This window comes from Paracoccus sp. MBLB3053 (assembly GCF_031822435.1).
GTDB classification, from domain to species: Bacteria; Pseudomonadota; Alphaproteobacteria; order Rhodobacterales; family Rhodobacteraceae; genus Paracoccus; species Paracoccus aurantius.
The window spans coordinates 1,413,285-1,437,359 of sequence record NZ_JAVQLW010000001.1 but is presented as its reverse complement, the minus strand read 5'-3'; the positions used below and the strand labels follow the sequence as shown (position 1 = coordinate 1,437,359).

General features: G+C 61.9%; 19 protein-coding genes and 1 tRNA gene. 3 read left to right on the top strand and 17 right to left on the bottom strand.

Annotated features, from left to right (window positions below; genetic code table 11):
• The first annotated feature begins 71 nt into the window (after positions 1-71).
• The 3 genes from RGQ15_RS07260 (at position 72) to RGQ15_RS07250 (ending at position 3,064) form a co-directional block, all read left to right on the top strand.
• Positions 72-1,502, top strand: coding sequence for a sensor histidine kinase (locus RGQ15_RS07260; protein ID WP_311159549.1), 1,431 nt, complete (start codon positions 72-74; stop codon positions 1,500-1,502).
• Between the two features lie 82 nt (positions 1,503-1,584).
• Positions 1,585-1,661, top strand: a tRNA-Arg gene (locus tag RGQ15_RS07255).
• A 275-nt stretch (positions 1,662-1,936) separates the two neighbouring features.
• Positions 1,937-3,064 (top strand): polysaccharide pyruvyl transferase family protein, encoded by a 1,128-nt coding sequence (locus tag RGQ15_RS07250; protein WP_311159548.1) that lies wholly within the window; start codon positions 1,937-1,939, stop codon positions 3,062-3,064.
• A gap of 111 nt (positions 3,065-3,175) precedes the next feature.
• Here RGQ15_RS07250 and RGQ15_RS07245 read toward each other — a convergent pair whose 3' ends face one another.
• The 17 genes from RGQ15_RS07245 to RGQ15_RS07165 form a co-directional block, all read right to left on the bottom strand.
• On the bottom strand, positions 3,176-3,493 hold the full coding sequence (locus tag RGQ15_RS07245) for a hypothetical protein (protein WP_311159547.1): 318 nt from the start codon (positions 3,491-3,493) through the stop codon (positions 3,176-3,178).
• 24 nt (positions 3,494-3,517) lie between these two features.
• On the bottom strand, positions 3,518-3,667 hold the full coding sequence (locus tag RGQ15_RS07240; RefSeq protein WP_311159546.1) for a hypothetical protein: 150 nt from the start codon (positions 3,665-3,667) through the stop codon (positions 3,518-3,520).
• Between the two features lie 221 nt (positions 3,668-3,888).
• Positions 3,889-6,132 carry a phosphoenolpyruvate--protein phosphotransferase gene (gene ptsP, locus RGQ15_RS07235; protein ID WP_311161057.1) on the bottom strand — a complete coding sequence of 748 codons (2,244 nt, stop codon included), beginning with the start codon at positions 6,130-6,132 and terminating at the stop codon, positions 3,889-3,891.
• A gap of 30 nt (positions 6,133-6,162) precedes the next feature.
• A complete protein-coding gene (locus RGQ15_RS07230; RefSeq protein WP_311159545.1) occupies positions 6,163-7,419 on the bottom strand; it encodes an aspartate kinase in 1,257 nt (418 codons plus the stop codon).
• Between the two features lie 960 nt (positions 7,420-8,379).
• A complete protein-coding gene (locus RGQ15_RS07225) occupies positions 8,380-9,150 on the bottom strand; it encodes a glycosyltransferase (RefSeq protein ID WP_311159544.1) in 771 nt (256 codons plus the stop codon).
• A gap of 55 nt (positions 9,151-9,205) precedes the next feature.
• On the bottom strand, positions 9,206-10,303 hold the full coding sequence (locus tag RGQ15_RS07220; protein WP_311159543.1) for a hypothetical protein: 1,098 nt from the start codon (positions 10,301-10,303) through the stop codon (positions 9,206-9,208).
• Positions 10,304-10,775: 472 nt separating this feature from the next.
• Complete coding sequence (locus RGQ15_RS07215; protein WP_311159542.1) at positions 10,776-11,120, bottom strand: hypothetical protein; 345 nt, start codon at positions 11,118-11,120, stop codon at positions 10,776-10,778.
• A 90-nt stretch (positions 11,121-11,210) separates the two neighbouring features.
• Positions 11,211-11,807, bottom strand: a complete 597-nt coding sequence (locus RGQ15_RS07210) for a glycoside hydrolase family protein (protein ID WP_311159541.1) — start codon at positions 11,805-11,807, stop codon at positions 11,211-11,213.
• A gap of 63 nt (positions 11,808-11,870) precedes the next feature.
• Positions 11,871-12,467 (bottom strand): hypothetical protein, encoded by a 597-nt coding sequence (locus RGQ15_RS07205; protein WP_311159540.1) that lies wholly within the window; start codon positions 12,465-12,467, stop codon positions 11,871-11,873.
• Between the two features lie 690 nt (positions 12,468-13,157).
• Positions 13,158-15,689 carry a hypothetical protein gene (locus tag RGQ15_RS07200; RefSeq protein ID WP_311159539.1) on the bottom strand — a complete coding sequence of 844 codons (2,532 nt, stop codon included), beginning with the start codon at positions 15,687-15,689 and terminating at the stop codon, positions 13,158-13,160.
• A complete protein-coding gene (locus RGQ15_RS07195; protein WP_311159538.1) occupies positions 15,689-15,976 on the bottom strand; it encodes a hypothetical protein in 288 nt (95 codons plus the stop codon). Before RGQ15_RS07195 ends, RGQ15_RS07200 begins: the two co-directional genes overlap by 1 nt.
• Before the next feature lie 15 nt (positions 15,977-15,991).
• Positions 15,992-16,525 (bottom strand): tail fiber assembly protein, encoded by a 534-nt coding sequence (locus tag RGQ15_RS07190; RefSeq protein WP_311159537.1) that lies wholly within the window; start codon positions 16,523-16,525, stop codon positions 15,992-15,994.
• 9 nt (positions 16,526-16,534) lie between these two features.
• Positions 16,535-19,930: a phage tail protein gene (locus RGQ15_RS07185; RefSeq protein ID WP_311159536.1), complete on the bottom strand. Its 3,396-nt coding sequence runs from the start codon at positions 19,928-19,930 to the stop codon at positions 16,535-16,537.
• 6 nt (positions 19,931-19,936) lie between these two features.
• Positions 19,937-20,371 (bottom strand): DUF6950 family protein, encoded by a 435-nt coding sequence (locus RGQ15_RS07180; protein WP_311159535.1) that lies wholly within the window; start codon positions 20,369-20,371, stop codon positions 19,937-19,939.
• Positions 20,350-20,970, bottom strand: coding sequence for a hypothetical protein (locus RGQ15_RS07175; protein WP_311159534.1), 621 nt, complete (start codon positions 20,968-20,970; stop codon positions 20,350-20,352). The genes RGQ15_RS07180 and RGQ15_RS07175 overlap by 22 nt, the downstream gene beginning before the upstream one ends.
• Positions 20,967-21,599 (bottom strand): hypothetical protein, encoded by a 633-nt coding sequence (locus tag RGQ15_RS07170; protein WP_311159533.1) that lies wholly within the window; start codon positions 21,597-21,599, stop codon positions 20,967-20,969. Before RGQ15_RS07170 ends, RGQ15_RS07175 begins: the two co-directional genes overlap by 4 nt.
• Positions 21,596-23,950, bottom strand: coding sequence for a phage tail length tape measure family protein (locus RGQ15_RS07165; protein ID WP_311159532.1), 2,355 nt, complete (start codon positions 23,948-23,950; stop codon positions 21,596-21,598). The genes RGQ15_RS07170 and RGQ15_RS07165 overlap by 4 nt, the downstream gene beginning before the upstream one ends.
• Positions 23,951-24,075: the final 125 nt, after the last annotated feature.

The window sequence follows — 24,075 nt, the reverse complement described above, 5'->3', positions numbered from 1 at the left end:
GAACTGAACTGAAGCGACAATTATGTGATGTCAGCGCCGCAGCGGAATGGGGAGCACTGAGAAAGACCGACATGTCCCTGAATACCCTTTCCGGGCGATTCGCACTGCTCACCGGGATCTTTGTTCTTCTGGCCGAATTGCTCATCCTGCTTCCGTCGCTTGCAAACTATCGGCTGGATTTCCTGGAATCCCGGCTTGAGCGCGCGCAGATCGCCAGCCTTGCCCTTCTTGCGACGGATGAATCGCTTGCCTCGGACCTTGAATCCGAGCTTCTGGAGAATGCAGGCGTGTTCAACGTCGTCCTGCGCCGCAATGACGTGCGCCAACTTGTTCTCTCCTCGCCGATTCCCGGACCCGTCGCCTCGACCTATGACCTGCGCGAGCAGCCATTCTGGACCTCGGCCCGGGATGCCGTGGCACAGCTTCTGGACCCGCAGAATCAGGTGATCCGTGTGATCGGCGCTCCGGTGAACCAGGCAGGCCAGCTTATCGAGATCACGATGGATACGGCCCGCCTAAGACGCGAGATGATCGATTACGGCTTGCGGTTGCTGCTGATCTCGGCCGCCTTCTCGGTTCTCACCGCCCTGCTTTTGAACGTAGCTGCTCAGCGCATGCTTCTTGTTCCGATCCGGCGGGTGATCAATCACATGACCGCCTATGCGAATGCCCCCGAGGACGCGCGCTCGATCATCACGCCCACCGCACGGCTTGCGGAACTCAACGAGGCCGAGACAGCCTTGGCGGCCATGCAGCGCACCGTGACCTCGGCGCTGAAGCAGCAAGCGCGACTGGCCCAGCTTGGCCAGGCCGTCGCCCGCATCAGCCACGACCTTAGAAACATCCTGACCACATCGCAGATCTTCGCCGACCGCCTGGAGACAAGCGAAGACCCGGCCGTCCGCCGTGCCGCGCCCAAGCTGGTGAACTCGATCAGCCGGGCCGTGAACCTGTGCGAGACGACGCTTGCCTTCGGCAAGGCCGAAGAGCCCACGCCGTCGCTGTCACGCTTCAACCTTTCTCAGCTTGTCGCAGAGGTGACCGAGGCAGAGGCGCTGGCCACCGACATGAGCGACGGCGCCGGTCCGATCGAGTTCCTGACGGACGTTCCAGCGGGGCTGATGATTCGGGCCGACCGCGACCAGCTGTTTCGTGTCTTGTCGAATCTGGTCAGGAACGCCCGCCAGGCAATCGAGGCGACCCGTCGCCCCGGCACGATCGAGATCGGCGCGGGTGAAGATGAGACCGAATGGTATCTCCGCGTCGGCGACACGGGGCCGGGCCTGCCGAAGAAGGCGCGCGATTACCTGTTCCAGCCATTCTCCGGGGGCTCTCGCAAGGGCGGCACAGGGCTTGGGCTGGCGATTGCCGCCGATCTCGTGCGCAATCACGGCGGCCGGCTGGAGCTTTTGCGCAGCGACGAAGAGGGAACCCAGTTCTGCCTGCACCTGCCGCGCGAACTGGCGGGCATCTCGATCCGCGACGAAAATGCGGCCGAGTGAGCCAAAGGGAAAGTTTTTTCGAGAAAGTTCATTTTTGCCCTTGCACCCCCCCGCCACTCTCTCTAAATCACCGCCTCACAGCGGACCCGTAGCTCAGCTGGATAGAGCACCAGACTACGAATCTGGGGGTCGGGCGTTCGAATCGCTCCGGGTCCGCCATTACTTCCAAAGATGAAGCAAGATGCGAAAAGCAGGTCAAATACCTGCTTCGGCAGGGACGGACGACCGTGCAAACGGTGCCGTCAAGTTCTGCGTGTCGCTTCGCTTTTTCTTCGGGACCGGGCAATATTCCGCCCTTTTGCGCGCATCCCCCTATTCGCTTTGCTTGACCGGCACTCAAACCCGCGTTCATATCCATGGGACGGTCAGTCTGTCGGCTGGATCAATAACTTGCGTGGGCACCAAGCCCAGATTCCAGAAAGCCTTTTGAACGGATGAAGACCGCGCTTATTCACTTCAATCACTCGTCGGACGGAAACGTTACGACCTGGCCGGACATGAGAACCTCGGCATGGAAGCCGAATTACGGTGACATGCTCGTCTGCGCGGCAATCCTGCGCCAACTTGCGCCGGGGCCGCGGGTGCGTGTGGGCTTCGGGGGCTCGCTCTCGGAAGAGGTCGATCGGGGGCTGATCCGCGGCTCCACATATCTCCACAACAAGATGGACTTCGAAGGGGTCAACCGGACGCTCGACAGCGTCAAGGCGCCTCTGGCAGTCGTTGGGCTGGGCGCACAGAACCCGACCCAGGATCTGGGCTTCCTTGACCAGAACGAAGGCGCAAAGGCCTTCATCGCGCGACTGAACGAGCGCTCGCACAGCATTTCGGTCCGAGGCGAGTTCACGGCCGCGATCGTGGAGAGGCTCGGCGGCAAGAACATCCGCGTCACCGGCTGTCCGTCGTTGTTCTACTCCCTCGCCTGCCCGGTGGTCAGCGTGCCCCGGCATCTCGCGACCAACAAGCGCTCGGTCGGGATCTCGCTGCATACCGGGCTGGGCAAGAACATGTATTGCGATGCCCCGAAAGAAGCGCGTCGCGCCCATGTCGACGCCATCCTGTTCGGAATGAGGAAATGGGCGAAGCTTTCGCTGTTCGAACAGGGCGTCATCAACGAATTCAACGTCGCCGACGAGCGCCTGCCCATGGCTGCCCGCATAGAGGCCGCCAACGCGGTTCTGAAGGCCATCGGAGGGGAAGGGGAGATCACGGCCGAAGAACTTATCGAACACATGGTCAGCGTTCGAAGCATCGAGGACTGGCTTGCCCGCGCGTCCGAACTTCATGCCATCATCGGCTTCCGATTTCACGGGAACATGGTGGCGCTGCTGCAGGGCAAGCCCTGCTATTACTATGTATACGATTCTCGGATCACCGAATTCTGCGATCTTTATCGCCTGCCTTACCAGGACGTTCGGGAGGGCTGGAAGAACCCGGTCAGGGCCATGCTCGACCATGATTGGGAATCCACGAATGTCGCCATTGCAAAATGCGGGGAGGAACTGAAAACCTTCTACGCAGAAAATGGCTTTGACGTGACCTGGACTGACCCGCGACCGATCTGAAATCCCCATCCCGGCCTGAGGGCGTTTTCGACCATGTCCATTCCTCTTGCGGACGAGACTTGAAGGGTCGGGCCTTGTCCGGCCTCGCCCCGTTTGCGTCTCAAGGGTTTGTCAGGGAACGAAGTCTCCGGCCGTGTACATGCTCGCATCGAAGGATGTTCCGTCGGCGATCTGCACCGAGATCTCCGCAGCCGCGTTGGCATCAGTGTTGATATGCACCCAAGTGTTCTTGCCCACATTCTCGAGCCAAAGGGTGCCCATCCCTCCTGCCGTGGTGCCATTGACGGTCAGCGTGCCGGAATAGACGCCCGACACGTCGATCACGTCCTTGACCACACCGGCCGGCTGGTTCCCGATGCCTTCAAACTCACTGATCGTATCGAAGCCGTTCGCGGCATCCGAATCGGTGGTGCTGAAGAACCGGAACACGTCTTCGCCACCGCCGCCCGCCAGTTAGTCTTTTCCATTCCAGCCATCGAAGTAATCGGTGCCGGTTCCGCCATCCACGATGTCATTGCCGTCACCGGCGTAGCCGAGGAATGAACCGGCATGAGCAGTACCGTTCAGGACGCCATTGCCGTTCGTACCTAAGACATTTGCCATAATGGTCTCCACGAACAGATCAGCTCCTCGCGGAAACCGTCGAGAGAGCTAGACACCGGCAAGGATGGGCAAGCCTTCGCTAAGTGAGCCATTTCGAAAGGCTGCCTTCCGACGTCCAGAATCTGGCGGCGTGCTCTGCGACCATCCGGAGATTTTTCGGCCAGGCGTTTTTCCCGGAATTTTCCACGAAGATTTCCGTCGACCCGGCAAGTGCCCCGGCCCTACTGACGCGCCAGCCAATCCGTCACGGTATGGCGCAGGTTCGTTTCGCCCAGGTCGCGTGCATCGTCGATGACCCGCCTCAGTTCACTCAGGTCGACCCGCCTGATCAGGTGCTTGATCGGACCGATCGAGGCCGGGCGCATCGAGAGCCGCCGGAATCCCAGTGCAGCAAAGGTCACGGCCTCGATGGGACGGCCGGCATCCTCACCGCAGAAAGACACCGGCACGCGCGCCTCGTGGCAGCGCTGCAGGATCTGTTCGAGCAGGGCAATGAAGGTCGTATTGAGCGAATCGTAGCGCCGCCGCACGCGTTCATTTTCGCGATCGGCCGCAAAGAAGAACTGTTTCAGATCATTCCCGCCAACGGAAATGAAGTCGCACATCTCGAAGAACTTTCTTGGCGCAAAGGCCAGCGACGGGGTTTCGAGCATCGCGCCGACCCGCACATCACTGGGCAATTCATGGCCAAGCCGCTGCTCCCGCGCCATCTGCTCCATCAGCAGGCGATGCGCTTCCTCGTATTCCCCCATCTCGGTGACAAAGGGGAACATGACGTAAAGCGGGCGCCCGACCGAGGCTCGGATCAGGGCCTGAAGCTGCATCCGAAGCACGCCACGCTTGTCGAGCCCGACGCGGATCGCGCGCCAGCCCATGGCCGGGTTCGGCTCGTCTTGCGGCTTCATATAAGGCAGCACCTTGTCCGAGCCGATATCGAGCGTGCGGAACATCACCGGCTTGCCCTGGGCGTTCTCGAGCACCTTGGCATAAAGCCCCGCCAGCTCTCCGCGTCGGGGCACGCGCGTGCGCGCAAGGAACTGCAATTCGGTCCGAAACAGCCCTACCCCTTCGGCGCCAGAATTCTGCAGGCTCGGCAGGTCAGCCATCAGGCCGGCATTCATGTATAGCTGGATGGTGGTGCCGCATTTCGCGGTGGCAGGCAGATCACGCAGGCCGGCATAGCGTTTCTGCGCTTCGGCCTGCATCGCCATCTTGTCGCGGAAGGCTTTTGCCACGGTATCTTCGGGACGAAGGTGGACGACCCCCATATCGCCGTCGACCAGGATCGAATCTCCGTTGAGCGCCTCTGTCGTGATGCGTTCGGCATGAATGACCAAGGGAATGGACAGCGCGCGGGCCACGACGGTGGCATGGCTCCCCACCGAGCCTTCCTCGAGCACCACGCCCCTGAGCTTGCGCCCATAGTCCAGAAGCTCGGCGGGGCCGATATTCCTGGCGACCAGAATTGGGTCTTCGGGCATTTCGGCGCCGGTATCCTTGCCTTGCCCGGTCAGGATGCGCAGAAGCCGGTTCGCAAGGTCATCCAGATCGTGCAGTCGATCCCGAAGGTAATGGTCAGACGCGCTTTCCAGCCGCGCCCGCGCCTGGCTTTGCTCCTTCTCGACGGCCGCCTCGGCGGAGAGGCCGCGATCGATCGCCTCTTCCATCCGGCGCAACCAACTGCGGGAATGGGCGAACATGCGATAGGTTTCCATGACCTCGGCACCGTCGCCCGAGTTCATCTCGGGATCGGCAAGCATGGAATCGACCTTCATCCGCAACATGGCCACGGCCTCGGTCAGGCGCGCCTTTTCCTTCTGAGGGTCCTCGCCCACCGGGTTCGTGACGACGACACGCGGCTCGTGCAGCCAGACGCGGCCTTCTGCCACACCCTCCTGCGCGGTGCCGCCCCTGATCATGGTCGGAAAACGGTGTTGGAGCGGCGTTCCGTCCAGCTGGGCACTTTGAAACGCACCCAATTCGGCCATCTCGGCCAAAACCATCGCAACGACTTCCAGCCCGTAGACCTCATCATCCGAAAACTGCCGGGCATCGCGGGACTGGACGACAAGCACGCCAAGCTTTTCACCCACGCGCTGGACCGGCACACCCAGAAAGCTGGAATAGACCTCTTCGCCCGTCTCGGGCATGTAGCGGAAGCCGGGTTCCGAGGGTGCATCCGCGGTGTTCACATGGCGCCCCGAACGGGCGACGCGGCCGACAAGACCTTCGCCCAGACGCAGGCGCGTCTTGTGAACGGATTCGGGCTTCAGCCCCTCTGTCGCCCAGAGTTCGAGCGTTTCGGCGTCGCGGAAAAGATAGATCGAGCACACCTCGGTTCTCATCGAATCGGCGATGTGATGGGTGATCTGGTCGAGGCGGTCCTGCCCTCCTCCGGGCGCTGCCAAGATCTCGCGAAGCCGCAAAAGCAGCTTGCGCGAATCGCTGTCCTTGCGTTCGGGCACAGATCCTCCGATCACGGCCCGATCGCTCACTCAGGCCTGTTCCAGTTCGAAGGCATCATGCAGCGCCTGAACCGCAAGTTCCATATATTTGCGATCGATCAAAACCGAAATCTTGATCTCGCTCGTGGAGATGACCTTGATGTTGATGTTCTCATCGGCGAGCGCCTTGAACATGCGCGCCGCCACTCCCGCATGGCTGCGCATGCCGATCCCGACGACCGAAACCTTGGCAACCTCGGTATCGACCACCAGTTCCTCGTAATCGATCGTGCCCGCGGCACGGGCTTCTTCCATGGCCTTGCGCGCACGGGCAACCTGGTTCACCGGGCAGGAAAAGGTCATGTCGGTGACCGAGCCGGGATATTCCTCGTAGTCCTTTTCCGAAATGTTCTGGACGATCATATCGACGTTCACGCCAGCTTCAGCCAGCGGTGCAAAGATTGCGGCCGAGATACCCGGCTTGTCTTCGACGGTGACCAGGGTGATCTTGGCTTCTTCGCGGGAATAGGCGACGCCGTTGACGACTTTCGATTCCATGATTTCATCCTCATCGCAAACCAGGGTGCCGGATTTCTCGTCCGTTTCCTCGAATGAGGACAGCACCCTCAGGCGGACCTTGTAGCGCATCGCCAGCTCGACCGAGCGGGTCTGGAGCACCTTGGCACCAAGGCTGGCCAGTTCAAGCATTTCCTCGAAGGCGATCTTTTCAAGCTTGCGCGCTTTCGAGGTAATGCGCGGATCGGTGGTATAGACGCCGTCCACGTCCGTATAGATGTCGCAGCGCTCTGCTCCGAAGGCTGCGGCAAAGGCGACGGCCGTCGTATCCGACCCGCCCCGGCCCAGCGTCGTGATGCGTCCCTCGGGCGAGACGCCCTGGAAGCCCGCGACCACGGCAACCTTCATGCCCTCGGCGAATTTCGTGTCGATATTCTCGCGCGGGATGTCCACGAAGCGTGCGGCGGAATGCGCGGAGGTCGTATTGATCGGCACTTGCCAGCCCTGCCAGCTGCGCGCGGGAACTTCCATTTCCTGCAGCGTCAGCGCCATGAGCCCGGCCGTCACGTTTTCGCCCGAAGCGACGACCGCGTCATATTCACGCGCGTCGAACAGGGGCGAAGTCCCTTCGACCCAGCCGACCAGCTCGTTCGTCTTGCCCGACATGGCACTGACGATGACGATGACGTCATAACCGCGATCGACCTCGCGCTTGACCTTCATCGCAGCGTTCTTGATCCGCTCGAGATCGGCAACCGAAGTGCCGCCAAATTTCATTACCAGAAGCGGCATTTCCTTGCCCCCAGCAGCCACAGGATATCAGGGGCGCGTTCTATGGGGGGGATAGGGAAAGGGCAAGGGCGGAAAGGACTTGCCATAACCCAAGCGCGCAATTTTCTTTCGCACCGGTCAGAACACAAGGTCGGTTCATGCTGAGAAACTGGTCGGGGCGAGAGGATTCGAACCTCCGGCCTACGGTACCCAAAACCATTACCAAAAGTTGTTATCAAACAGAATTATATCAAACCCTTGGTTAACCAACCATTTTTGCATCAATGGGTTACACGCACTTTGCAAACCGCATAACCTGCCGTTGCGCAGCGCATCGTCGGGTCATCTACCCCATCGGCTCAGATGGCGGAAGCAGCGGCAGATCGCCCGCCGAACGCTTCACACACTCCAATGCCACAGCAAAAGAGGCAGCTCTCCCTTGCTTCGTGGGTGAGGTCAGTGTTGTCCAAGACCAAGGCTTCTCGGGGCTGAACTGGTGCTCAGGCCGCACCTCGCCGACAGCGAGATCATCGCGGAAGACCGTCCAGAAACATTCCGCATTCGGCAGCGTATCTGGCCATGTGCGTCGGCGTGTCCAACGAGCGCTCATCTCAATACCTGTCGTAGGTCTAGCAGCGATCTCTGTAGCAGCGTAGCGATCTCGCTGGAAGCATTCACCTAAGAGTTCCACTCGTCATGTCCACGCAGTCGCGCTGGCAACGATTTTGGATGAACCGCATTCGAGAATCCGACTCCTGCCTTCTTGGCGATCGGCAAATGGGCAATCGTCCTGGACGACTGCTTGAGGGCGCCAGGAACGGATTTGACCGCATAGTCCAGAGCAGAATCGACGACCGCCTGCGCTGTTAGCCACTTGCTGAGCTTCAAGTTCATGCCCGTCATGATCGCCGAGTGAAGCGCCTAGCGGCGCCTGGTTTTGCTAAAGAAACTTTTTCACAAAAATTATTCAGTTCAGCGCTCTTACCCAAATGCAGCACGGATGTCGCCTATTCCAAATTCTTCTGATAGAATTTTTCTGGGATCGCCACACCCACCTTCATGCAGCATGTTTTCCCATTTTGTTCCGCTATCGTTGTGTCCATGGAAAGTTCTTACAAACATTGGACTTTCTCCAACTGAGACACATGTGCGGTTTCGCCAGAAGCGATAGTGGTTGAACGCAAATATATTTTTCTTTGATGATGCGAGCTGAAAAATAACCTGCGCGGGCGTCCAGTGTGGCATTACCACATGCTTCAACGTCAATGAATTCTCGTCGTAACGGGCAGCGAAACCTCTGCAGAAATCAAGTTCTACGGGGCTCCCATCATCTAACATCGGCTTGACTATTCTAAATATATTCCTAGTTTTTTCGATGAATGTCTTGTGGACAGCGTCATCGTCATCCATGCAAAACTCAGCAATATGCGTGGCGCGATCCTTCCTGTACTCGTTCATCGCTCTTGCGCACGCTTCTAAGTGTGGCAGATGTTCTGGTTGCTTGAATATTACTATTTGATTTCGATTTCTAACAAGCCGCCGAAGCTCACCAAGATATGGCATGTTCTCTCCGACCAATATGACCAAAACGAATCTATGGTCAGTTTGCGACACAATGCTAGGAAGGCAAATTTTTTCAAACAAGTTAAGTCTATATCGGAGCTGAGTGTTATTATATTTCAAGGGCTCTTTGAAACCTTGCCCATTGAATGTCGGGTACGAGAAGCGGCAAAGCCCAATGACTTGAAGCAATTCATCATTCCATTATACGATATGCTTTATAGCAATGATGCAAATCAGTTCGCATCTAGCCTTGGGCCGGCAGAATGGAATCCGGCCAGCTCGCGAAATCGGGGTTGCGGACAGCCTGTCTCAGGTCGCGGCGTTGTCGCTTGGATTCGGTGGCCTCGGCCTTTTGCTCCGCGGTTCGTTCTTCTTTCGGGATGGCCTTTATTTCCTTGATCTTGTCCGTGGCCTGCTTCTGCGCAAGGAAACTTGTCAGATTGTTCGGGCTCATCTCCTCAAGTTTCGAGAAGCAGGTGAATTCCCTGGTCAGGTCCTCGAAATAGCCTTCATAGCGCGTGCCATAGAGGAACTTTGGCGAATGGTAATGCAGGATCACGGCATCTTCGCCGTTCATGCGGCTTACGGTTTCGTCGATGCGCTCAAGCTTCTTGCCGGGCATGTCAGGCTCGGCTTCCTTGCGCGACAGCGACAGGTTCCAGCGGTTCTCGAGAAGGAGGTAAGCCCAGCCCGCCCGAGCGATCGCCACCGGCATGGAGATCTGGTCGAGCCATGGGCGACTTTCCTCGACCTTGGGGTTGGCACCGATCTTCTGCGCCGTATCCAGCCAGAGCGCACCGAAATTCGGAAAACCGGCGACGGCCACGTTCGGAAAGCCGACCACGCCCGCATTGAAATAAGGTTTCGAAGGACGGCCGCTCCGCGCAAGGTTGATCGTTTCCTCGGGGGGCTCCATGTCGAACATCTTGTAGACGCGCGGCCAGCTTTCCGAGGATTTTCCCCATGTCATCACGCCTTCGGGCGCCGCCGAGACGGTGTTGTCGTGCAGGATCTCGGAAGGTTCGAAAGCCTGCCAGAGCACGATATCCGTATCGAGAAACAGAGTGAAGCCGGTCGAGCGCGGCTCGGCGGAGGCCAGGATCTTGTTGCCATGCGGGTAGGGTGGATCGAATTTCCCGGTCGCCTCGAAATAGCGGATCTCGGCGTTGTTCGCCTTGAAGAACTCGCTGACCTGGGGCGGGATCATCTCGGCCTTCTCGGCCGGACAATAGCCGATCACTTCGGTGTCCGGCATGTGGCGCCGGATCGACGCCACGAGAAGGATGCCGTCCGCTATGAGTTTGGGAGGGTCCAGTACGAAAATGATGCTGGTATCTCTCATCGTCAGCCCTCGGCAATTTTGGGGGAACGTCAAAGCCTTTTGACGCTCCCATTCGAAATGAAAATGCTGCGAAATATTTGCTGGTCGTGGAGGCCTCTGCAACCTGAATATTGCCGCATAGTGAGACCGTCAGCATCCAAGCATCTGGCAGATGTCAGTGGGGTCAGGTTTTTCGCTCAGTGGAACGATTTGGTTGTCGGATACATGATGGCTCCGACCGTCTTGCCGCTCATGTCCAGGCCGGACGTCCCGACTTTGTTCAAGCATAAAACCGCCCGCGTCGTGCCCATTGGCCGCTCCGCACCGGAGATTTCTTGTCCATTTCGCCAACTTCCCGACTCACGTTAGCAATGACAACAATTTCCTTGTATCGATTGTTTGGTTGCGAGCCGGGTGGGAGGAGTTGTGATCTACCCGGCAGCAACTCGATCAGCGGCGGCCGCGGTCCTCCCTGAACATCTGGCTAAGCGCATCAGCCCAGTGACTTGATTCCCCGGAGAGCGGCCTCTTGCAGCTTGGCCTTCGCCAGATCGGCAATCGTCTCAGTCGACGGCTTGAGCGCGCCGATCGCGTCAGGCACGGACTTGACCGCATAGTTCAGCGCGGCATCAACGGCCGCCTGAGCGGTCAGGCCCTTGCTGAGCGCCAGGTTGATGCCCGTCATGATCGCCGAGTGCAGCGCCTCGCGATGCCTGGCCTCGATCTCGATCCCCCATTTGGCCTTTGCCTTGGCTGCAGCCCAGGTCAGCACGCCGGTCAGGATCAGCCCGGCAATTTCCAGCAGTTGCGGCAGAACCGCATGCATGATCGCGTCCATCTTCGTCCTCTCTCAGTTCTTTCAGGATTTTGCGCGCCCGGGGTCGTGCCGCCTCCTCATCGGGGAAGCGCGGCAGAACCGGTGACAGTTTCACGCCAGTGCCAGGATGCTTTGGGCGGCGAGCTCGAACTTCTCGAGCGCGGCCTGCGATAGCGGGCCCCAGATGCCGTCGATCTTCGCGGTGTAGAGCCCGAGGGCCGCAAGCTGGCGCTGGAGCTGCTTTTCCCAGCTTTCCGCCGGCGTTCCCGCGATCGGCTTCTCGAACAGGGCCCGTTCCTTGGCGCGCCTGGTCACGAGCCCGTTCAGCCTGACCCCGTCGTCATAGATCCAGCGATCGAACTCGGACGCTGGATCGGCGCCGGCGTTCAGCTTGCGCAGCAATGTGGAGGCGGCGAACTGGCCGCGGCCGATGTTGAAGACGAAGCTGACGAGAGCCGAGAACTGGTTCTCGGTCAGATCGACCGTCACGAGCTCCGCAACTGCGGCCTCCGCCCCTGCCACATCGCGCCGCAGGATCTCATCGGCTTCGGTCGCCGTGATGGTCATGCCGACCGCGACCCTCGGAGATCCGGCCGCCGAGGTGTGGCCATATCCGATCGTGAGCACTCTGCCCGTGTCGTAATAGGCTGCCAGGCGCAGGCCTTCGCTGTCCTTGATGATCTGCAAACCAGCGTCATTGGTCTTCATGCTGTCCTCGCAAAAAGAAAAACCCGCCAGTGGCGGGTGTGGTGGGTGCGAATGTGGGTTGGGTCAGGGGCGCGGCATCAGCTGATAGGTGACCACGTCGGTGCGGTCGAAGACCCGCCGTCCGTCGCAGTCATATTCCAGCGCCAGGTAGAGCTCGATCCGCCCGGGCCGCAGCGTCTCGGGTGGTGTCAGCCCGATGCGCAGTCGGGTTTGCTCTTCACCGATCTGACGCGTGGGAGCGACGGGCGACCCCGGCGTGATGACGCCCCCCGCCTCGGTGAAGAGGCTCTGCCCACTGGTGAAGATGCAGCGCGATCCAAGCGCGGTCCGCTCGATCACCAGGTTGAGCACGACCTTGTCGCCCACATGAACCGGCTCGGTCACGTAGCTCAGTCCCGGGGTTTGCCGGATCACCCGATTGTCCCCCGTTGCGGCGGCCAGGTCCGAGCGCAGCGCCAGCAGGTCGTGCTGCAAGGCCGTGAGCGTCGCCGGGCTTTGCCAGATGGCCTGCACATTGCCCCAGAAGGGCGTGAAGATCGCGAGGAAGACAGCGCCGATCACCCAGAACAGGATGCCGGTGATCCAGACCCAGAGACGGTCCAGGAAGAAGCCGAGGGTCGGGACGATGCGCCGCCCCTGGCTTTCGATCGATTGTGTCATGAAGGCGGTTTCCATTGGTCGGACAACAAGAGGAGCTGCCCTGCTTGGATTGGCAGCCATTTATTGACGGATTGAAGGGATCGGCGCAGCATCGGCATGCTAACCTCGCCGGTCATGAGCGAGGTTTCTTCCTTGGGATTGCGCCCGGTCACGAGTCCGATCCGCTGTAACTTTCTTGTTGACGGTTCGCGCGAACAGGCCCAGCGTTATGGGGCTGGCAGGAAAGTCAGAAGTCCGCTCGGCAGTCCGATACCTATAGGACGGGGAAGCCTCGTTGTCCGTGCAGCGAGGTTTCTTCGTTCAGGCTATGCTCGCAGCCGATCCCGCAACGAGATTCCCTTGACATATTTTTGCAGGAGCCGCAGCCTTATCTGGCAGAGCGAGGGTGCCAAACTTCTGCTCGGCAGTCCGATACCTTAATCCATGGGGAAACCTCGCTGTCCGCAGCAGCGAGGTTTCTTCTTTTTGCCTGGCGCTTAGCCGGCACCACTGCGCGACCGGCACACCCTCATTGACAGGGCTGCATTCATTCACCAGCCTGCGCGCATCGGTGACGCAGTAGATCCGCGCACACGGACTGCGGACGCCGTGTTGGTGAGAAGGGGAAGCCTTGTTCGGATTGGCGAGGTTTCCCCGGATCTCCTGCCCATAGATTGATCCGCAATCGAGATCCGCGAGAGCGATCCTCCCCTAGACCCTGATCTCTTTCCAGTTCGTGCCCAGGATATGGGAGCTTCCGGAATTCAGCCGCAGGTAGCCTGTCACGAGGTCGCTTCCGGACAGGACCGGCGTTTTCAGCTCGGCAATCGACCCGGCGTTCCATGTCCCCTCGCTCGGCATGGCATCGCCTTTCCAGCCTCTGAACGGATGTCGGCCCGCGGCCAGCCCAGCCGGAGCGTCACCACTCAGGGTAACTTTGGCCGTCTGCGCGCTCAGGTTCGAGAGATCGGTCGGCAGGAAGGTTCCGGTCACCCGAAGATCGATACTCAGACCGACATTCTGCGGCGCGACGGCATCGACCTGCCACATCGTCAGATTGTTGGTCGTGCCCGGCGATCCGAGCAGCCTGTTGCTGCTCACCGCATTGGCACTATCCGGCGCCCAGACCGCATATTGATCTGCGGCATCTAGGGAGAGAGACCCAGTGATCTTCAGGTTCTCGGTCTGGGTCGCGACGATTCCAGGGCGTCCCGCGCCGCCCTGGAAATCGATGAAATGGATACTGGAATTTTTGGCGCCGTGGATGCGCACCACGGTGCTTTCATCGTCATGGTAAGCACCCGGCAGATCCGCGCCGTAGCTGTCCGGCACATATGCCGCGCTTCGGCCGCGCAGGGTGACATGGACATCTTCGGGGTAATAGATGGTGCCACCAATGTGGCTCAAATCGGCGATGGCGACGGCGTGGTGGGAGTCGTTGCTGTCGACAACGATATCGGCCTTCAGCCCCTTGATATGCCCGCTGATGCGCAAAGCGCAGTCATTCCGGTTCCGGTTCAGCTTCGACTCGCCATATTCAAGCGAGCAGTAATCCATCTTGTGCCCGGTCACCTGCAGGCTGAAGTTCTCGATCCTGGCGGTGTTCGGTGCCGCGATGGACATACGATTCGAGTTGGTATCGCTGAAACTTTGCGTGCTGATGTTATGCGCAAAGCAATCGACGATATCGCCGTTTACCGTCGATCCGTCATCGTCTTCGGTCGGCTCATCTCCGGTATGGACGAGCAGAACGCGAGCCCGGGCGCAGCCGACAACGGCATCGGAATAGCCACATCTGGTCATGCCGTAAATTGTGCCGTTGTAGATCGCCCGGTTGAACATCATCAGGCAATCATCGCCTGATTGCCCGCGGATGCCCCGGATGACGCTCTCATAGCCGCCATTCCAGCGGATACCACCAGACCCTCCGCCAGAGTCTTCGGTGTAGAATTTGATGCCGTTGATTTCCGACCGCCAAAGATAAGTCAGAAGCGCCTGGTCCCTGCTGAAGGTAAAATCCAGATCATGAATATCCGGGCTATTGGCAAAACGGCCAACAAGGCAGTTACCCTGGAACGGGGCTTCCATCAAAGGACCGGATTTGTCCAGGGTAATGGAAGCCATTTCGGTGAACGGGTTGATCTTCATGCCGAAGATCCGGCATTTCTCTAACCAGTTATCTAGGGTTGACCAGTTGTTCTGCCTGATAAACCCCTGCGCTTCCGTTGCGACAGGGCGCAGAGCCGAACCGCTTGGCATTTCGAAGGTCCAGTTGCCAGCCGCAGGCATGATGAGCCTAGTCATCGCCCATTCTCCGCGCGGGATGACAACCGCCTTATCTGAATTGGGCGCCGCATCCCAGGCTGCCTGGATGAGCGCGCTGTTCAGGGTGCCGACAAGCAGACGGTCCGCTGCATCTGCCGGGGTCGGCATGAGGCCGGAGAGATCGAACCGCCCTCGCCCGAGATCGAGAGAGGGCGCATAGATGCGCTGATCCTGGCATGACGGCGCGCTGACGCGCAGCACATCCCCCAGCGCGGCGCTCGACATGCGGACAAGCACTCGGCCGAACCGGTATCCCGTGGGGATGTTGATCGTGACCGTGCGGTGCACCTGCCTGTCGAGCGGAATGGTGACGTTGCTATAGATGAGCTGGGCACCGGTCCCGGCGGCGTCCAATGCCACCTCGACACCGATCTGCACGACCATGGCAGATGCGCCCGCCTCGGTGAAGGACCGGGAAAGATCCATCTGGACCGTGACCGTGCTGCGGTCAAAGACCGCGCGGAACGGACCGTCGACCAGGGTCACCACGCTTCCGGAGGCGTTCTTGGTGAAGACAAGCGCTCCTGAAACCGCCGTCAGATCGCCCCGTGCTGCCGTGGTGTTGAGCCATGTGCCAATGCCGTTCTCAAACGTCCTGGTCGCGCAAAGGTCCAGTTGATTGGCCGCCGCCGCCGCTTGGGCGGCCGCTGCTGCCTGAGCCGCCGCCTCCCCGCGCGCCGTCTCGGTCAAGGCTCGATCCGCTGCCGTCTGCTCGCGATATTCCTCGGTCTGGAGCAGGTCATCGGCGGTATAGCCAGCGGCCTCAACAGCCTGGTCGCGCGCGCCCTGCATTTCGCCCCGAAGCGCGGTCAGGTTCTGATTGGCCGTGACGGCGGCATTGAGATTGGTCCGATCGGCTGGCTCGAGGGCGCCGCGTGCGCCGCGGCGCGCCACCTTGACCTTGACGATATTGGACATCAGCAGCCCTCGGAAATGTCGATGATGAGATCGCCCTCGAATTCGGGCCCCTGCCCCCAGTCGAAATAGAGCGATGCGGTATATTGCCCGGCCGGCAGATCGAGCGGCTGCAGGTCGACCTGCAGCGCGCCCTCCTCGATGGTGCCGGTAAGCGGAATGCAGATCCCCTCGGCCGAGACGCGCAGCTCGCCGCTCGCCTCGGCGAGATCGGCGGCCTCGCCCTCCTCGGTCTCGGGGATGAAGGAATAGACCCGGCGGGTGCCGCGCCGGTGGGTGAGAATGGTCATGTCGGGGGTCTCGCTTCAGGATGCGGGGGGAACCGGCCAGCTCGGGCTGGTCGGATCGGTGGTCATCTCGGGGACATCGCGCAGGGCTTGCCGATAGACCCGCCAGGCCTCGCGCTCGACCTCGCTGAGCGCATTGTCCGGAACCTGCGTCCAGTCGCAGGCGGCAAGGCGACGATCGCGGGCGATGCGCAGGATGGTGAAGGCCTCTGCCCGCTCGGCCGCGAGATCGGCTTCGCTGCGCGGATCGGTCCAGGCGCCTGCCTCGAAGTCGAAAGCCGCCCAGGGGCCGGGTCTGACCGGATAGGCGGTGAATGCCTCGCCATCCCAATAATGCGTGCCGTCGGTGACATCCCCGGGTGCCTCGAGTGAAAAGAGGGCGCCACCCTGCAGCTCGACCATGTCCGCCGGACAGGTCCCCGTTTGCAGGATGGAATGCCCATCCGGCGCGATCACCGCATAATGCAGGACAGGGTTCGGGGTGCCCTGCATCAGCAGCTCGGCAAGCCGGGCCTCTTCGGCAAGCAGGGCCGCCTCTTCCTCTTCATCCATGGCTGGGCCTCATTTCTTCACATGCATCGCCACCAGCGAGCGGTTCACAATCTGCGGGTCGCCGGTATATTCGCCCGAGGTGAAGCGCTCGACGCGCAGGCTGTAGGTGGTGGCCCCGGTCCCGAGATTGGCATCCCGGAAGGCGAAGGTGGCCGAGGTCTGGGCGCCGTCATTGCCCGAGACCGAGGGGAACTGCGCGATCATCGTGCTGTCGCGGTAGAGCCGGAACATCGCGATCGATGAGGTGATGTATCCGCCGATTTGGGCCGTGGCCCAAAGCATTGTCGGCGCCCCCTCCCTGACCATTGAGACCGAAAGCAGCGTCACCTCGCCCGTCGCAGGGTAAAGCCGCAGGTCGGACGAATTCGTGGCCCCGACCGGGACCGTCACCGCGTTATCCGCGAGCCGCAGCGTGTCGACCGCAAGCGTCTGGATATGCGCCCGGGTGACAATCGCCCCGTCGATCTGGGCCGAACCGGTGATGATCCCGGTGGAGGCGAGAAGCCCGCCGGTGATGGTCTGGGCGACCATGTGGGTGCCCTTGATCGTGCCGTCGACGATCAGCTCGCCCACGCCTTTGCGTCGCATGACGGGCTGCGAGAAGACGATCGATCCGCCGGCGGCATAGCCCGCGTCATCGACGCGCAGGACGATGCGTACCAGCACCGCACCCTCGGGCGCGACCCCAGAGGTGCTGATCCGGCCCCAGGTCATCGAGGTCTTGGCGACCGCAGCAGCGCCGAGGATCGCCCCGGAGAGATCCGCAAACTGCAGGATCAGCCGCGAGCTATGCGCCGCCGTCGCCCCGATCCGACAAGATGCGAAGATCTCGTCACCCGGCGAGATGCTGGCCCAATCGCTTGTGATCGAGGTGAGCGTGTTGTCCGGGCGCGGATTTACCACGAATGTGCCACGGCATTGCGCCTGCGCCGTCGTCACGCCACCACTCGGGTTATGCGTGACCCATGTCGCCGTGGCGTTCGTGCCCCAGCTCGCCAGGTCTTGCATCTGGTTGTCGAGCACCAGGTTGTCGAAGGCCGTGATCGCCACCTTGCTCGCAACCATGACCCTTGCTGCGAGCTGGTCGACGCCGATTGCCCCGGCTGCGATCTGGGCCGCAGTCAGCTGCCCGACGATCTGGTCGGCCGCGTTCTGGTCGACCCATGTCGTTCCGGTCCAGCGATAGAGCCGACCCGTCGAGAGCAGCACGACCAGATCGCCCACACCGATGCCCGAGGCTGGCAGCGAAACCACCAGCCGCGGCGGGCGCATCGAGGCGGCGAAATAGGTCTCGTCGAGGACGCCCTCAAGGCTGCGCGCGATGAAGTGGATCCATTGCGTGCCGTCCCATTCGTAAAGCGAATTATCCGCCCGCGACCACGCCAATTGCCCGACGAATGCGCCGGGGGTTGACCGATCCTCGATATCATAGGTCGCCTTGAGGCCCGCGCTTTCAAAGAGGCTCGTGATGCTGTCTTCAAAATCGTCGTCGGTCAGGTAGATCGCGCCGGTCGTCACCGGCTGCCACGTGGTCCAGATGCCGATCGGGGCAATGTTGGAAACGAGCTGCCCCCTGACCTGGTAGGATGTGCGCTGCGCGACGTTATGGACATACCAGCTGTGCGGATCTCGCCACGGCATCACGCCGTCAATAACCGCATCCGTTTCCCCCGCCTTCCGGACCTGGACCCGCATCCCGGTCACGCCGACCTCATCGCCGTCGCACCAGACGCGGATCGCCACGCGGCGGGCCTCGCCGTTGCTGTCATGGATCAGGACTGCCTCGACCCCGAAGCCCGTGACGGTCTGCAAGACCGGGCGCGGCACTTTCGGCGGGGTCGCCGTGACTTCCACCTCGAAATCGGATGACCAGTCGTAATCGGACGGGTCGACCTCGCGCAGCGTGACGGCAACGAGCATCCCCGGCGTCTTGGCGACTTCCTCAACCACGAAGAGCTTGTTGATGTAACCGTTGCGCGCGCTGGTCCAGGACACCATGTCGACGCCCGGTTCGAGCGCATAGGCATCGGGCGGCAGGTGGAACTGATGTCTCCGCACCCTGCGGAAGTCACGCAGCTGCGCCCGCTTGAGGCGCTGCACCTGCTTGCCATAGGGCGCGGCGGGGTAGCTGACCGACAGCGGCAGGTAGCGCCCGCCATCTGCGGCGGTGAGATCCGCCGCGACATATTCGCCGGCATCCTTCATCGTCCATTTCTCGACCGGCTCGGGATAGGTCGCGGAAATGGCGTTGTAAGTTTCCGAAAGCGGGGTGAAGGGCTTGAAGCTCTGCCCCTCGGTGATCACCACGTCCTCGTCGGTGAAGGAGAAGACGGCAGCACCGGGAAGACCGCAGACGACCTTGATGCGCCCGCCCACCTCGGGAAAGCGCAGGTTGGCGCAGCGCGCGATCTCTTCCAGCACATCGGCCGGTTCCATGTCGGCCGTGACTTCCAGCCCGACGCGGTAGGCCGCCTCGTTCGAACCATCCGCCAGCGCGACCGGGGCCTGCGCCTCGTTTGCCGCCACGATCCATTCGGCAGCGGGCAGACGCCAAGACGCGAGGTTCTTGCCGCCCCAGACCCACTCGCTGCCGTAATAGATGCCACGGATGATGTTGTAGGCGATGACGACCGGGTTGCGGCTCGGCTCCCAGGTCGAACGATCATTCCAGCGATGCGTGCCGGAACCACCATTCGTGCTGTCCTTGCGGATGTCGTAAAGCGCCAGCGGCGCCGGCTGGAACATGAAGGCCGGGTAGCTGGTCAGCGTGTCGCTGTCATAGCGCGTGGTGATCACGACATAGGTCTTGCCGGTGCCGATGGCCGCCGCGCTCCAGGGATAGTCCGGATCGGTGCTGAAAAGATTGACCAGCATGGTATCGGCCGCCGCCTGCGTGCCGTCATGCCACCTGATCCACATGCGGTGGCCGTCATCATCGTAATTGGTGATCGGATGGCCGAGGTTGTAGCCGGTGCCGTTATCGTCTTCCTCGCCCCAGAGAACGGTGCCCAGCTCGTCATCGACCCAGACCGCATTCAGGCCGGGTTGCGGCAGGGACGAGATCTCGATGACCTCGGTGATGTAGCGGTTATTCTTGCCCCAGCTTCCGATGTATTTCCGCTTCCCGGCCGTCACGTAATCGCCGAGCGTGAAGGACAAGGGCAGGTCATCGCCGAACTGCACGTCGAAATTGACGTTGACGCCTTGCTTGCCCAGCTTCGCCTTGGCGAGCGCCGAGGTGATCAGCGAGCCCGCAAGCCCCAGCCCCAGATTCAGCAACGCAGCACCGATGCCGCCGGCGGCCAGCGTGCTGCCCACCCAGGCCGCGATGCCCATCACGGGGCCCGCATGTGCAGGACCGGCCGCCAGCGCGAGCGCTGCGGTCAGGAAGACCAGGAATGTCATGAAGTGCTATCCGACTTGAAAGGCGCGGGTCATGCGATCACGCGGCGCACGGCCGTGACCGGTCTCGGTGATCACGATCAGGCCCGAGGCATCGACAATGCCGATCGCATGGCCGAGCGGGCCGTCATCTTCGATCAGCGCAAGGTCCCCGATCCGGGCCAGGGCGGGTTCGATCTCGGGCAGATGACCCGCGACCAGCTCCGCGACGCCATCGTATCCCTTGGCCCTGAGCGCCTTCAGCGCGCTCTTTGGCGACTTGTACTTGCTGCGCCAGCCCACGGCGAGATCGGCCCCGGTGATCGCCTCGACGGCCCCGCAGGCCAGCCCGATCACGCAATCCTGCCGGCCCCAGGCAAAGGGCAAGCAGCGCTGCCGGTCCATTTCGGCCGCGAAGCGCGCGCGCCAGTCGGGAAGGCGGGTCAGTCGTCCCGATGATACCATTGCACCCTCCTGCTCGCGATGACGCCGGAAAACCGGCTGAACCGATCCCCGGCCGCGCGCCTGTTCTGATGCGCGTTCGAGGATTTCGCCGGGTTGGTCGCGGTCAGCATGGTCATGATCTCCGAGCGCACCGTCAGCTCGATGCTGCCCTCGCTTCCCGCCGCCGGCGTCGTGACGGGGGCGTCATCCACGATCCCGACCCATTCGAGCTGCGGGATGCTGGTCAGCGCACCGCCCGTCCAGGTCGTGGCATGGATCTCGACATAGGCAAGCCGCACGTCATAGCCGCGCACCAGCTGCTGGGCCGCATCCGCGATCTGCGACAGGCTGGCCGTCACCGGCACGTCGGTCAGGTCGGCCACGTATTTCAGGCCAGTGACCGAGAGGTTGCAGCCCCCGACATAGGTCCGGGTCTGCACGCCACCGGTCGGGTTCTCGACATCGAGCGTGATCGTCTCGTCGCCGGACCAGAAGCCTAGGAACTCGTTCGCGCCGGTGTCGCGGTTCTTGGCGACGAAGCGGGCGAAATAGACCGGCGCAATGCCGCTCTCCCGCGCTGCCGCGAGCGAGAGTTGAAAGGCGGTGTCGTAGTTTTTCATGGTTTCTGCAGCAACCTGATCGAAGCGCCGACGGCATTGCCGTCCGGTGTTTCCTCGAAGGGCGTGAAGCCTCCGGGCGGGATGAAGGCGAACATCTTCGGCTGCCCTAACTCCACCACCGCCCCGGCCGAGATCCCGAGCGGCAGATAGGGCCGGATCTCGATATTGGCGATATTGCCGGAGCCATTCGCGGTCAGGGTCTCGGCGAAGGCGCCGAAATAATAGCGCCCGGAATAGCCGATCGAGAGATAGTCGCCCGCTGTCACCACGCGACCGGATGGCAGCCCGGTAAGAGAAATCCGCCCGCGCTCGGAGGCGATCGCCGACACGGTCACGCCGGGAAGCGTGGTCGCCCCCGCAGCGGGCGCATAGACGGGATTGGCCCAGACGAAGGTCTTGTTGCTGCCATCGAGCGCCGCCGCCTTGGCATTGATCTCGCGCGCCTTGGCCGCAGACCGTGGGCGCAGCGCGCCCGACACCTGCCAGAGCGGCCGCGCCAGCTGCGCCGCCCAGATCCGGCCATCGCCAGATCCGGACTGCTCGTCAAAGCGCAGCAGCTCAGGCCGGACGCTGGTCAGCTCGAGCTGGTTGGCGAAATGGGCAAGAGTATATGGGAAAGAGACGGTCATCGCGCCCTCGGCCTCATGGAGATCTGCTGCATGCGATGGGGCATCTGCTGGTCATAGGCCCCGATCGCCCGCGCAGTAATGCCGCCGCTTACGCCCTCGACGAAGGCCGTCAGGTTGCCGGTGTCGGGGTCGACGCCGACGCGCACGTCGACCATACTGCCGCCCTGCCCCTTGGTGTGGTCGATGACGGTTTCGTTCGGGTGCAGGATACCCAGGTAGCCCCCCTTACCATCAACCCCCCCGGAGCGCGGCCCGGAGCCGGTATAGCCGCCCCCATCGAAGCTCAGGAGGCTGCCGATCCCGGAGACCAGCCCCGATCCCCATGAGGTCTGGTCGAGAAGCCCCATCGCTCCCTTGGCGAGCTGGATCCGGGCGATCTGGGCGATGATCGATTCCAGCGCATCCACCACGCCATCGGCGCCCTCGGTGACCGATCCGAAGAGATCTCGGAAGGCATCCCTGCCCTGTTCGGTGCTGCCGCGCAAACGCTCGAGCTTTGCCTCGGCATCGACAAAGGCCTCGGCCATCTGGTGGACACGGTCGCGCAGCGCCTCGGTGATCGGCTCGCCGGCCTTCTGGGCGTCGTTCAGGAGCTTCTGCTCTTCCTCGATCACCTTCAGCGCGCGTTCCCAATCGCCCCCGACGGCGGTGACTTCGGCCAAGGCCTCGGCCTGGCGCTGCAAGGCCGCGGTCTCGCCCTCGATCTCGGTGACGGCACGCGCGAAGCCGTTCTGCGTCTTGGTCTTGCGCGAACTGTTTTTCTTGCGTCCGGAGCCGCGCGGTTTCCTCGCCTCGGTGATGAGCCCGCTCCATTCGTCCTGAAGCGCGTAATCGGCATCGACCTGGTCGAGATGGGTCTGCAGCTCGTCATCCGACATGCCGAAATATTCCGAGCCGAACGTATCGCGGCCGTTCAGGATTTCCTGCTTGCGTCCGGCCAGCTCGCCGGCGCGGCGGGCCTCGATGGCGCTGCCGCCGGCCTCGCGAACCGAGCGCGCGGCGTTGATCTTGGCGTTCATGATCATGCCGCCGCCGATCTGCGAAATCAGTGAATAGGCGCCCTGCAGCTGAGCATTGACCTCAGCCATGGCGGCCGCCCAGGCCAGGGTCTGGCTTTCGTTATCATGGAGTGCGGCCAGCGCGTCATAGAGCGCGTCCTTCTGCTCCTCGGTGATATTGAGCCCTTCGATCGCCGCGACCTGCTTGTCATATTCGGCATCGAGCTCGGCCTGGCGCACCTCGAGCGAGTCCTTGCCGTGCTCGGTGATCAGCTGGTTCATGTAGAGCTGGGCCTCGAAGGTGGCGAGCAGCTCATTGGCCTTGGCGGCATCGGCGGCGCGGATCTCGGCCCGCTTCGCCTCGCCTTCGAGAAGCGCGCGCTGCAGCGGGATCATCTTCTCGTCGAGCGCGACAAGGGCGGATTCGTCCGCGCCCGATTCCTTCAGCTTCCGGAGCTGCTCGGAGTATTCGTCGAGCCGCTCGCGCAGGCCGGTCAGGTAATCATCGAGCCCGCCCTCCGCGATCGGCTGGTTCACATAGCTGTAGATCTCGCGCAGCGTGTTGCCGAGCGCCTCGGCCATGGCGAGGTTCTCGCGGCTCACCCCGCCATAGGCGAAGAGAGTATCGCTCCAGCTCTGGTCGCCAAGCCCGAGGCGCAGGGCCGCTTCGGCGACGTTGCTCGACTCGATCCGGCCCGCCCCGTCGATGCCGCGCTCGCCGAAGGCCTCAAACCCTGCATCGGCATAGGCCTTGGCCATGATGGCCGAGACCGCGTCGCGGGTCTTGTTCGCCTCCATCACCATGACCCGGCGGGCGAGCTCGGCGCCCTTGCGGGCCTCTTCGCCATACTGCTCCTCTGAGGCCCCGGTATAGAGCAGCGAGACGCTGAGCGCGTCATTGTAGCTCGACATGCTGTCCTTCAGCGCCTCGAAGGAATCCTTTGTCTTCTTGGCTTCCTCCTGCGCCGGCATCAGCCATTGCACCGCCGCCGCGCCGAAGCCGATTACCCCGATGGTGGCAAGCGAGACCGGGTTCAGCATGCCGACAAAGGCCGCACCAAGGGCACGCAGCGCCCCTGTCCCGCCACCCATCTGGGTCAGCACCTGGCTGATCTGGGTGCCCTGCTGGAGCGCGAGCTGCAGCGGGTTCTGGCCGGCCGCCAGCATCACCCCAATATCGTTGAACTGCGAGACCAGGTTGGCATTCGCGCCGGCCGCCGCGCGCAACCCGCGCGAGGCGTCCTCGGCGGTCTTCTTCAGCCCCGAGATCTCGGTCTTTGCGCCCCGGAGCCCCGAGGCGAACCCGGCAGCATCGAGCGAGAGCGTCGCCTTCAGCGCGCCGACATTGGTCATGGTCGCCTCCGGGACGAGATTGCGGGGCGGAACGAGGCCGCCGATTTTTTGTGATGACGATCTGCGAAACGGGTCTAGGCTGGATGAGAGACACGCATGCCAGCCAATACTCCGTAGGAAGACTA

Coding starts and splice junctions, on each gene's coding strand:
- RGQ15_RS07260 (WP_311159549.1), top strand. CDS start 72: ATGTCCCTGAATACCCTTTCCGGGCGATTCGCACTGCTCACCGGGATC.
- RGQ15_RS07250 (WP_311159548.1), top strand. CDS start 1,937: ATGAAGACCGCGCTTATTCACTTCAATCACTCGTCGGACGGAAACGTT.
- RGQ15_RS07240 (WP_311159546.1), bottom strand. CDS start 3,667: ATGGCAAATGTCTTAGGTACGAACGGCAATGGCGTCCTGAACGGTACT.
- RGQ15_RS07230 (WP_311159545.1), bottom strand. CDS start 7,419: ATGCCGCTTCTGGTAATGAAATTTGGCGGCACTTCGGTTGCCGATCTC.
- RGQ15_RS07220 (WP_311159543.1), bottom strand. CDS start 10,303: ATGAGAGATACCAGCATCATTTTCGTACTGGACCCTCCCAAACTCATA.
- RGQ15_RS07215 (WP_311159542.1), bottom strand. CDS start 11,120: ATGGACGCGATCATGCATGCGGTTCTGCCGCAACTGCTGGAAATTGCC.
- RGQ15_RS07210 (WP_311159541.1), bottom strand. CDS start 11,807: ATGAAGACCAATGACGCTGGTTTGCAGATCATCAAGGACAGCGAAGGC.
- RGQ15_RS07205 (WP_311159540.1), bottom strand. CDS start 12,467: ATGACACAATCGATCGAAAGCCAGGGGCGGCGCATCGTCCCGACCCTC.
- RGQ15_RS07200 (WP_311159539.1), bottom strand. CDS start 15,689: ATGTCCAATATCGTCAAGGTCAAGGTGGCGCGCCGCGGCGCACGCGGC.
- RGQ15_RS07195 (WP_311159538.1), bottom strand. CDS start 15,976: ATGACCATTCTCACCCACCGGCGCGGCACCCGCCGGGTCTATTCCTTC.
- RGQ15_RS07190 (WP_311159537.1), bottom strand. CDS start 16,525: ATGGATGAAGAGGAAGAGGCGGCCCTGCTTGCCGAAGAGGCCCGGCTT.
- RGQ15_RS07185 (WP_311159536.1), bottom strand. CDS start 19,930: ATGACATTCCTGGTCTTCCTGACCGCAGCGCTCGCGCTGGCGGCCGGT.
- RGQ15_RS07180 (WP_311159535.1), bottom strand. CDS start 20,371: ATGGTATCATCGGGACGACTGACCCGCCTTCCCGACTGGCGCGCGCGC.
- RGQ15_RS07175 (WP_311159534.1), bottom strand. CDS start 20,970: ATGAAAAACTACGACACCGCCTTTCAACTCTCGCTCGCGGCAGCGCGG.
- RGQ15_RS07170 (WP_311159533.1), bottom strand. CDS start 21,599: ATGACCGTCTCTTTCCCATATACTCTTGCCCATTTCGCCAACCAGCTC.
- RGQ15_RS07165 (WP_311159532.1), bottom strand. CDS start 23,950: ATGACCAATGTCGGCGCGCTGAAGGCGACGCTCTCGCTCGATGCTGCC.